Here is a 10,309-nt window from a genome sequence, read left to right on the forward strand (position 1 = left end):
CCTCCCAGCCTGCCGCCCGCCCCCTGACCGCGCACGCCGATGGGGAGGGGCGACGGCCTCTCCCCATCAGCGATCGGGCTCGACGATCAGGCGCCGCCCGCGGCCGGCCACCACCGCTCCTGCCCCACGCCTCGCGGCGGTGGGGCGGGAGCCGCCGGTCGAGCCGTTCTCAGCCGCAGCCGCCGGTCGAGCCGTTCTCAGCTGCAGCCGCTGGTCGAGCCGCAGCCCTCGCAGACGTAGCAGCTGCCGGCCGGGCGCATCTTGGTGCCGCAGGTCATGCAGAGCGGCGCGTCCGCGGTGAAGCGCTGGTGGCTCTCCAGCGTCAGCTCCGCGACCGGCTGCTCCCTCTTGGGCTGGGTCTCGATGGGCGCCGACTGGGCCAGCGCCTCGCGGTCGACCGGCTCCTGCAGCGCCGCCGGGTCCTCGCCGCGCTGCTGCGCCGCCCGCTCGGCCGCCGAGAAGATGCCCAGGGCCGCCCGCTCCTCATAGGGCAGGTGGTCGAGCGCCAGGCGGCGGAAGATGTAGTCCATCACCGACGTGGCCATCCGGATGTCCGGGTCGTCCGTCATGCCGGCCGGCTCGAACCGCATGTTCACGAACTTGCTCATGTACGTCTCCAGCGGCACTCCGTACTGGAGCCCGATGGAGATCGCCACGGAGAACGCGTCCATGACGCCCGCCAGCGTCGAACCCTGCTTGGACATCTTGAGGAAGACCTCGCCGAGCCCGTCGTCAGGGTAGGAGGAGGCGGTCATGTAGCCCTTGGCGCCGCCCACGGTGAACCGCGTGGTCATGCTCGGCCGCTGGTTGGGCATGCGCCGGCGGGTCGGCCGGTTGACCTCGACGACCTTGACCTCGGGCTCGGCCTGCGGCTCCTCCTTCTTGGAGCCGTTGCCCGCCGACAGCGGCTGGCCGACCTTGCAGTTGTCGCGGTAGACGGCCAGGGCCTTGAGGCCGAGGCGCCAGCCCTCCATGTAGACCTGCTCGATGTCGTCGATCGTGGCCGACTCGGGCAGGTTGACCGTCTTCGAGATGGCGCCCGACAGGAACGGCTGCGTGGCCGCCATCATCCGCACGTGACCCATGGGCGCGATCGCCCGCTCACCCATCGCGCAGTCGAACACCTCGTAGTGCTCCCGGCGCAGGCCGGGCGCGTCGACGACGTGGCTGTGCTCGGCGATGTACTCGACAATGGCCTCGATCTGCTCCTGCTGGTAGCCGAGCTGCTTGAGCGCCCGCGGGATCGTCTGGTTGACGATCTGCATGGAGCCGCCGCCGACCAGCTTCTTGAACTTGACCAGCGCCAGGTCCGGCTCGATGCCCGTCGTGTCGCAGTCCATCATGAGGCCGATGGTGCCGGTGGGGGCGAGCAGGCTGGCCTGGGCGTTGCGGTAGCCGTGCTTCTCGCCCAGCTTGAGGCACTCCGACCACTGGCGCGAAGCCTCGGCGTGGATCTTCGCGTCCATGGAGCCGATGGTGCGCAGGTCGTCGTTCGCCGCCGCGTGCTTGCGCATGACCCGCTTGTGCGGCTCGGCATTCCTGGCATATCCGTCGTACGGCCCCACCACGCCGGCCAGCTCGGCGCTGCGCCGGTAGGACACGCCGGTCATCAGCGACGTGATCGCCCCGGCCACCGCCCGGCCGCCGTCGGAGTCGTAGGCGTGCCCGGTGGCCATCAGCAGCGCGCCCAGGTTGGCGTAGCCGATGCCGAGCTGCCGGTAGGCGCGGGTGGTCTCGCCGATCTTCTCGGTCGGGAAGTCGGCGAACGAGATCGAGATGTCCATCGCGGTGATGATCAGCTCGGTCAGCTTGACGAAGTCGGCGACGTTGAAGGAGTTGTCGTCCTTCAGGAACTTCAGCAGGTTGATGCTGGCCAGGTTGCAGGACGAGTTGTCGAGATGCACGTATTCCGAGCACGGATTGCTTGCGGTGATACGTCCGGTTTCCGGGGTGGTGTGCCAGTCGTTGATCGTGTCGTCGTACTGCAGGCCCGGGTCGGCGCACTCCCAGGCGGCCTTGCCCATCTTGCGGAACAGGTCTCTGGCGTCGACCTTCTCGATGACCTCACCGGTCAGGCGGGCCCGCAGGCCGAAGTCGCCGCCCTTCTCCACCGCCCGCATGAACTCGTCGGAGACGCGCACCGAGTTGTTGGCGTTCTGGTACTGCACGGAGACGATGTCCTTGCCGCCCAGATCCATGTCGAACCCGGCGTCGCGCAGCGCGCGGACCTTGTCCTCCTCGCGCGCCTTGGTCTCGATGAACTCCTCGATGTCCGGGTGGTCGACGTCGAGCACCACCATCTTGGCCGCCCTGCGGGTCGCGCCGCCGGACTTGATCGTCCCCGCGGACGCGTCGGCGCCGCGCATGAACGAGACGGGCCCGCTGGCCGTGCCGCCGCTGGAGAGCAGCTCCTTGGAGGAACGGATGCGGGACAGGTTGACCCCGGACCCCGAGCCGCCCTTGAAGATCACGCCCTCTTCCTTGTACCACTCCAGGATCGACTCCATCTGGTCGTCCACGGAGAGGATGAAACAAGCGCTCACCTGCTGCGGTGACTGGGTGCCGACGTTGAACCAGACCGGCGAGTTGAACGCGAACACCTGGTGGGCGAGCGCGTGCTTCAGCTCGTGGTCGAAGATCTCGGCGTCCTCGTCGCTCGCGAAGTAGCCGTGCTCGATGCCCGTCCTGGTGTAGACGCCGACGACCCGGTCGATCAACTGCTTCAGGCTCCACTCGCGCTGCGGGGTGCCCACGGCGCCGCGGAAGTATTTCGTGGTCACGATGTTGGCCGCGTTGACCGACCAGAACTCGGGGAACTCGACACCCCGCTGCTCGAAGTTGACCGAGCCGTCGCGCCAGTTCGTCATGACGACGTCGCGGCGCTCCCACTGGATCTCGTCATACGGGTGCACACCGGGATTGGTGAAGATGCGCTTCATCTTCAGCCCCTTACGCGGACGCTTGCCCCCGCGCGCCACTGAACCGCTGGCCGTCTCCGTCATGACTCCCCCTTCTCCGCCTTCAACTGTGAAATCTCGGCCTCGAAGTCCGCCAGGCTCTCGAAACCGCGATATACCGATGCGAAACGCAGGTAGGCCACCTCGTCGAGCTCCCGCAACGGGCCGAGAATCGCCAGGCCCACCTCGTTGGAGGGGATCTCCGCCGCGCCCTTGGCCCTGATGGCCTCCTCCACCTGCTGCCCGAGCTGCGCCAGCGAGTCCTCGCTGACCGGTCTGCCCTGACAGGCCCGCCGCACGCCTGCGACGACCTTGTCCCGCGAGAACGGCTCCGTCACTCCGCTGCGCTTGCTCACCATGAGCAGTACGGTCTCCTGCGTGGTGAACCTGCGCCCGCACTCGGGACAGGTGCGGCGGCGCCTGATGGCCGCGCCGTCGTCCGTCGAGCGGCTGTCGATGACCCTGGTGTCAGGGTGGCGACAGAACGGACAGTGCACGCTTTCGCCTCCAAGGCCCTGCGGTCACCACATACGCGATCCCCGCACGACGGGACGCTCGCGCGCGCTCCACGGCTGACCATGGAACGGTCGCATAACCACAAGGTGTGGTGAACCTACATCGGTGTAACTACTAGATGTTGTGGTCCAACCGTAGAAGCGTGCGACCATGAACGCAAGTTGAGCCGCGCCATCCCGTCGAAGTCGCTGATCAGCCCGTCATCATCTCCCGCCTTGGGCGTGTCGCGCCTCCGAGCCGGGTGTTAGCGCAGCTGAGAGCGTCACAGGAGTTGTGCGCGGCCTCGTCCGTGAAAGAACCTCACAACATTACCGGAGGACACCAGAACCACCACGCCCCCTTTCTTGAACGCCCCCGTCACTTGCCTCCTCCGACGTCGTACACACGAACCGCGCGCCGCCCAGACGGCAGCCGGGTGGACGGCGGTCGGGTGGATGGCGGTCGGGTGGATGGCGGTCGGGTGGATGGCGGTCGGGTGGACGGTGGTCGGGTGGACGGTGGACGGTGGTCGGGTGGACGGTGGCCCGGTGGACGTGCGACGGCCGCGGCCCGGCCGGACGGCTGGACGGCTGGACGGCTGGACGTAGGACGGTGAGATCCCATGTGCGCCTGCTCCCGCCGCCCGTAGGGGCGGTGCCACCGACGACCCCGTGCCGCCGGACGGACCCGCCACCGACGGCCATCAGACCGTCTCCGCCCAGAGCCGCCCCGTCACGCGTTGCCTCGCACTGCACCGCGTCGCACTGCACCGCGTCGCACTGCACCGCGTCGCACTGCACCGCGGGACCGGGCGGCCGGCAAAGCGAGCCCCTGCCGGCCCTGCCGCGCGGCCCGGGCGGGCGTCGGACGGCTGGCTGGCATGGAGAGCTGTGCGCGGTTCCACTGGACGTGGGGATGGCTTGACGGGGACGGGCAGGTGTGGACGGGCGAAGTGTGGTGTTACCGACGTGGCAACGGCTCGCCCGACGGCCGGAGGGCTTGGGACAGCTGAGCACGGGGCAACCGGACGTCAGGATTGCTTGACGCGGACCGGCCATTGGGGACGGCTGGACGTGGGGACCCTGTTCGGTCACGTGGTGCGGCGCGCCAGGCCGTGCCGGTCGGCAGGCGGGTCAGCGTAAGGCGGTGGTGTTGTCCTTCGGGATGTAGAGGCGGGTGCCAGGGCGGATGAGGGAGTCGGGCAGACCGTTGAGGCGCTTGATCTCCTCCACCAGGGCTTCGGGATCTTCGCCTCGGGAGAGGGCGTCGGCGATCGCCCACAGCGTGTCTCCCTCGTGGACCTCCACCCATGGCAGCCCCGCGTGTGCCGGCACCACGACCTGAACAGCCGCATGCCCGGCCGTGCGCGTACCCAGCCAGAACCCGCCCAAGGACAGCAGCGCAGCCGCCACCACCAGCACGACTCGGCCGCGTCGGGTCAGCCTCAGTGGCGGGGTGGTCCGGCGGCGCAACGCCGCCGCGGCTCTTCGCTCCCGCCGCCCCGCGGCCCGGGGCCCCCACAGCCGCTCGGCCCTCCTTCCAACCCCGGCCTTCGTCCGCACCCTGGCCCTTTTCCCGGCCACGGCGCTGCCTCCGGCCCGAACCCCGGCCCCAGCCTGGGCCGGGGTCGAGGTCCTGGCCCCGGCCAGGGGCGAGGTTCTGGCCAGGGGCGAGGTTCCGGCTCCAACCCCGGTTCGAGTCGTGGCCCCCGTCCGGTCGGAGCTCCCGGCCCCAGTTCGAGATCGGGTTTCAGCTCTGGTCTCCCTCCCGGCTGCCATTCCGGCTCCCGTCCCGGTTGCGGTCTTCGGCCAGGTCCGAGGTCTCCCGGTCCCCGCCGGGGATCTCCCGGTTCCGGTTCTGCCGGTTTCGGTCCTTGCAGTCCCGGTCGTGGTTCTGCCGGTTCCGGTTCTGCCGGTTTCGGTCCTTGCAGTCCCGGTCGTGGTTCTGCCGGTTCCGGTTCTGCCGGTTTCGGTCCTTGCAGTCCCGGTCGTGGTTCTGCCGGTTCCGGTTCTGCCGGTACCGGTCCTTCCGGTTTCGGTGCTTCTAGCCCCGGTCCTTTCCGTCTCGGTGCAGGGTCGCGTTCTGGCTCGGGTTTCGGTGTCGGTCAGGGGATCGGCTCCGGTCAGGCGCTCGACCCCGCTCTCCGTCCGAATCTCGGCCCCGGCTCCCGGTCGGGTGCGGCCTCGTGCCCCCGCCCGCGTCCCGGCCTCGGCTCCGGCCGTGCTCGGACCTCTCGGCCCGGACCGCCTCGGGGCGTCCATCCGTCGTGGGACCGCGGCGACGGCCCGCTTTTCCCGGCCGCCCGCGCCCGCGCCGGCGCCGGCGCCGGCGCCGGCGCTCGCGTTCGTGGCGCGGCTCCGGGTGGGGACGGTCGGGTCGCCGTCGACGGCGGAACGGCCCGGCGGCACGGTGTCGTCGGCGGCACCGCCCGTACGGGGCGGCGGGACGAGGCGCAAATGGGATCTTCCTCTGCTATTCGAACGGGACCCCAACCTCTTGCCGGAATTACCGCGGGCGACGGGCTGTGTACGCGTATTGTCTCCCCGTCGATCCTTGCTCTGCGTGGCATCGGCGATGAGTGTGAGCTGTTTGACGTCTTCGCTGGTCGTGTCCATGTTTGTGGGTGTTGGCATGGATGACCTCCTGCCGTGTGGCCCGAGAAAAAGGCCAAATAAAGATCAGCAAATCGAACACGATGTCGATCGAACTCCCGTACGATGTTGTACACCACGCACGCGACTTTTTCGAGGAAGACTCGAACAATTGTTTGAGAATGATCTTCAACAGAGATACGGTCGCTGTGTGCGACATCAAGACCACGGACTGGGAGGTGCGCCGGTGAGGCGGGCCGCCAGGCGAGGAGGAAGAGCATGACCGAGCGGGATGACACAAACGGGGTCAGCGACCTCGCGGTGCGACGGCGAGATTCCCTGGGCCTGACCCCCAGGCAGCGCAAGATCCTCGAAGTGATCCGCGACTCGGTGCAGCAGCGCGGATATCCGCCCTCCATGCGCGAGATCGGCGAGGCGGTGCAACTGACCAGCACCTCCAGCGTGTCTCACCAGTTGACGGCGTTGCAGCGCAAGGGCTATCTGAGGCGTGACCCCCACCGGCCCCGCGCGCTCGAGGTGCGGTTGCCCGGTGAGCCCGTTATGTGGGTGGATCCTGACGCCGCCACCGACGTCGAGTCCACAGTGAGCCGCCCCACGGCCGCCTACGTGCCGCTCGTCGGGCGCATCGCCGCCGGTGGGCCGATCCTGGCCGAGGAGAGCGTCGAAGACGTCTTCGCCCTGCCCAAGCAACTCGTCGGCGAGGGCACCCTCTTCCTCCTCCAGGTCACCGGTGACTCGATGATCGACGCGGCCATCGCTGACGGCGACTGGGTGGTCGTGCGCCAGCAGCCGGTGGCGGAGAGCGGCGACATCGTGGCCGCGATGATCGAGGGCGAGGCCACGGTCAAGACCTTCAAGCGCAAGGACGGCCATGTCTGGCTCGTCCCCCACAACCCCAACTACGAGCCCATTCCCGGTGACGAGGCCAGCGTCCTGGGCAAGGTCGTGGCGGTTCTCCGGCGGCTCTAGCCCGACGGGGTGACCAGGCGCGCGTCCAACCGCACGCGCCGCGATTTTGGCGCGCGCCACCAGTACTCATGCCACGGGGAACGACACCGCACATCGCCCCAGGGCTGTCGTCATGTCGCCAGCCTGCCCCGCAGAGTTCTCAGCCCCCCAGCCGGTCCTCAGCGCCCCGGCTCAGCGCCCCGGCTGGTCCTATGTGTCCGGGCGGTCTTCTGTGTCCCGGTGGGTCCTTTGTGTCCCGGGCGGTCCTCTGTGTCGGGGCGGGTCCTTTGTGTCCCGGAGTGTCCTCAGCGCCCCAGCTGGTCCTCGGCGTCCCGGAGTGTCCTCAGCGCCCCAGCTGGTCCTCAGCGTCCCGGAGTGTCCTCGGCGCCCAGTCGGTCCTCAGTGCGGACACGCCACTCCACGCCGCAGTCCGCGAGTGACCGGCGAAACCGCTCGTGCCGACGGCACCACCCCCCCCGTCGTTCTTCAGCCTCGCCGAGTCCGCCACCGGCCAGTTCGCGGCACGGGTGCGCCATTGTCATAGCCGCCTGTGTACATGTGTACACGATCGTCGTGGCTGCCTGGAGGCGCGCGTACGCGATCGTCATGACGGACTGTGTTTATCCGTACGGAATCGTCGTGGCTGCGTGTACACGCGTGCGTGCTCATCGTGGTTTTCTGTGCGTACGCGCGCACATGATCGGCGGCTGGGCGTGGCCCGATCGACCGGCTGTGCACACGCCACCGCGGTCATCGACGCCTGGCACGCGCGGTCGATCGGCAGGGGTGTCCGTGCGCGTCCCAGCAGCACCTGATGATGGGGGCGGCCACCGCGATGGCCACCGCCGGCCCGAGTCCGAACGTCCTGACCGGCGGGTTGGCGTGCTGCGCGACGGGCGATGCGTGCGCGGCGGCCGGGGACGGCAGGTCGGCGCTCACGAGGAGCGGGATGGGCGCCGACGCCACGGAGAAGCGGGTGCGCGGACAGGGGCTACCTTCCTGCTGTTGGCGTTGGCATCAGGCGTGTCCGGGACCACGCGGTCGGGAGCCTCCCGCAGTCCGGGGGTGACCGGCGTCAACGCAGCGACAGGCGTCCGCAACGTGTGGGCAGTGACCCGGGTCAGCGGGCGGCGTAGAGCGCGTGTGCGGATGTGATCGCCTGCCCGGCGAAGCCCAGCACGTCCTTCCTGCGCTCGAACGGATTGCCGTAGAGCGACTGCCGGGGAGCGCCGAAATGGTCGCCCAGCCCGGAGGTCAGGCTGCCGAGCGTCGGTGCGGCGGTGTCCTCTTCGCGCACGCGCAGTGCCTCGTTCACCACGCGGTGCCAGCGCTCGGGGAACGCCTCCAGCGCGTACCGCCCGGCCTCCGTCTTGGAGGTGATGTCGCCGGTCGCCAGCGTGTAGTGCAGCCGCGCGATGCCCGTGACGATCCATAGTGTGCCGTATCCGCCCAGGCAGATCAGGCCCCAGGGCGTGGCCAGCCGGGAGGCCCGGCTCACCAGGCGTCGCCAGTAACGGTCGAGGTTGTCGTTGGTCCAGGCGGCCAGCGCGTCAGGATCGTTCCAGATCTCGAACTCGTCCGGTTTGGGCCCGCGGCAGGTCAGCCCGTGCTGTGTCAGCGTGTGCCAGGTGACCGGGTTGAGCTCGCCCCGGCGGTTGAGCCGGCCGTGCTGCGCCTGCGGGCGGGTGCCCAGGCCGTCGGGGCCGCGGCGCAGGTCGTCCCAGGTGAGGTAGACGCCGTCGAAGGGATGGGCGCCGAGCCGGGTGTGGATGCGCTCCAGCACGTCTTCGGGCGGGGCGGCGGCCGTGACGGCGATGAAGTCCACGTCGCTCGTGCTCGGCCGGTAGTCGCCCAGGGCCGCCGAGCCCTCGAGGTAAAGCCCCTCCACCAAGTCGGGCGCCTCCATGTCGGCGATCGACAGGTAGGTCTCGACAATGGCATCGATCTTCGAGTGGGGCATCATGGCCGCCCAGCCTGCCACAATCGGCGGCAGCACCTCATCAACATTCGAGAATCCTAAAATGGGTGGGTGGATTACGCATATACCCCTGAAGGGGTCAAAGCCACACACGATGGTTTGAAATGGGCAGCGGTTGAACCGGGCGTGATCCCCGCCTGGATCGCCGACATGGATCTTCCCACCGCACCCGAGGTCATCGAGGCACTGCGGCGCCGGGCAGGCGGCGACCTCGGCTACCCGGCCTGGCTGACCGATCCCTCCGCGGGGCCGCTGGCCGAGGCGTTCGCCGAGCGCATGGCGGGCAGGTACGGCTGGGCGGCCGACCCGGCGCTCGTACGCTCGTTCAACGACCTCAACCAGGCGCTCCAGGTGTTCCTCCACACCTGCACCGAGCCAGGCGACGGCGTCGCGTTGCACACCCCCGCCTACCACCCGTTCCTGTCGACGCTGGACATCATGGAACGGCCCCTCCGCCCCATCCAGATGGAGCCCGACGGCGACTCGTGGCGTTTCGAGGTGCCCGATCTGACGGGCTGCCGGGTGCTCCTTCTGGTCAACCCGCACAACCCGACCGGCAGGGCCTTCACCCGCGCGGAGCTGACCGAGTTGGCCGAGCACGCCGAGCGCCACGATCTGCTGGTCCTCGCCGACGAGATCCACGCCGACCTCGTGTACGAGCCGTACCGTCACATCCCGTTCGCCACGATCCTCCCCGACCGCACCGTCACGCTCACGTCCGCGACGAAGGCGTTCAACCTGGGCGGCATCCGCTGCTCGGTCGCCCACCTCGGTCACCCGGGCGCCCGCAAGGCGCTGGAGGAGCAGCCGCCCTTCGTGTACGGCTCCGCGAACGTGTTCGGCGTCGAGGCCACGGTCGCGGCGTGGCGGCACGGGGACGCCTGGCTGGAACGGACCCTCGCCCTGCTCGACCGCAACCGGCGCACGATCGCCGCACGCCTGCCCGAGACGTTCGGCTACCGGGCGCCGGAGGCGACGTACCTGGCCTGGCTGCGCGTCGGCAGGCCGGGCCTGGCGGAGGTCTTCGAGCGCGAGGCGAGGGTACGGCTGAACGACGGCGCGGACTTCGGCCCCGGCGGCGCGGGCCACGTACGGCTCAACTTCGCCACCACCGAGCCCATCCTCGCCGAGATCCTCGACCGCCTGGTCGGGGCCCATCCCATAGGCTGACCACCGGCACGGCGACCTGACTCAGGCGTACGGCGGCCTGGCGTGCGGCCGTCGCCCGACGGCGTGCGGCCGCCACCGCCACACTTTCCAGGCTCCTTCCGTGGTCCTCCCCGAGGACGGGCGGGGAGGACGGGAAGTGGGTGTCCCTT

General features: G+C 69.5%; 6 protein-coding genes. 2 read left to right on the top strand and 4 right to left on the bottom strand.

The annotated features are described in order from the left end of the window. Positions 1 to 197: 197 nt before the first annotated feature. From E1292_RS46970 to E1292_RS51980, 3 genes are all read right to left on the bottom strand, one after another. Positions 198 to 3,002, bottom strand: a complete 2,805-nt coding sequence (locus E1292_RS46970; protein ID WP_132606290.1) for a vitamin B12-dependent ribonucleotide reductase — start codon at positions 3,000 to 3,002, stop codon at positions 198 to 200. Then, complete coding sequence (gene nrdR / locus E1292_RS46975) at positions 2,999 to 3,454, bottom strand: transcriptional regulator NrdR (protein ID WP_132606291.1); 456 nt, start codon at positions 3,452 to 3,454, stop codon at positions 2,999 to 3,001. Before nrdR ends, E1292_RS46970 begins: the two co-directional genes overlap by 4 nt. A 1,131-nt stretch (positions 3,455 to 4,585) precedes the next feature. After that, positions 4,586 to 4,873, bottom strand: coding sequence for a LysM peptidoglycan-binding domain-containing protein (locus E1292_RS51980; protein ID WP_165975122.1), 288 nt, complete (start codon positions 4,871 to 4,873; stop codon positions 4,586 to 4,588). A 1,449-nt stretch (positions 4,874 to 6,322) separates the two neighbouring features. Between E1292_RS51980 and lexA the strand changes: the two genes are divergently transcribed. Further along, positions 6,323 to 7,033 (top strand): transcriptional repressor LexA, encoded by a 711-nt coding sequence (gene lexA, locus E1292_RS46990; RefSeq protein ID WP_132606294.1) that lies wholly within the window; start codon positions 6,323 to 6,325, stop codon positions 7,031 to 7,033. 1,099 nt (positions 7,034 to 8,132) lie between these two features. On the opposite strand, the gene E1292_RS46995 is transcribed toward lexA, so the two are convergent. Next, positions 8,133 to 8,975, bottom strand: a complete 843-nt coding sequence (locus E1292_RS46995) for a nucleotidyltransferase domain-containing protein (RefSeq protein ID WP_165975123.1) — start codon at positions 8,973 to 8,975, stop codon at positions 8,133 to 8,135. Between the two features lie 165 nt (positions 8,976 to 9,140). On the opposite strand from E1292_RS46995, the gene E1292_RS47000 reads away from it, so the two are divergent. Then, positions 9,141 to 10,160 carry a MalY/PatB family protein gene (locus tag E1292_RS47000; protein WP_132606296.1) on the top strand — a complete coding sequence of 340 codons (1,020 nt, stop codon included), beginning with the start codon at positions 9,141 to 9,143 and terminating at the stop codon, positions 10,158 to 10,160. The last annotated feature ends 149 nt before the right edge of the window (positions 10,161 to 10,309 follow it).

The organism is Nonomuraea deserti (genome assembly GCF_004348685.1).
GTDB classification, from domain to species: Bacteria; Actinomycetota; Actinomycetes; order Streptosporangiales; family Streptosporangiaceae; genus Nonomuraea; species Nonomuraea deserti.

Excerpts from the sequence above, each read along its gene's own strand:
- E1292_RS46970 (WP_132606290.1), bottom strand. The coding sequence starts at position 3,002 with ATGACGGAGACGGCCAGCGGTTCAGTGGCGCGCGGGGGCAAGCGTCCG.
- lexA (WP_132606294.1), top strand. The coding sequence starts at position 6,323 with ATGACCGAGCGGGATGACACAAACGGGGTCAGCGACCTCGCGGTGCGA.
- E1292_RS46995 (WP_165975123.1), bottom strand. The coding sequence starts at position 8,975 with ATGATGCCCCACTCGAAGATCGATGCCATTGTCGAGACCTACCTGTCG.
- E1292_RS47000 (WP_132606296.1), top strand. The coding sequence starts at position 9,141 with ATGGATCTTCCCACCGCACCCGAGGTCATCGAGGCACTGCGGCGCCGG.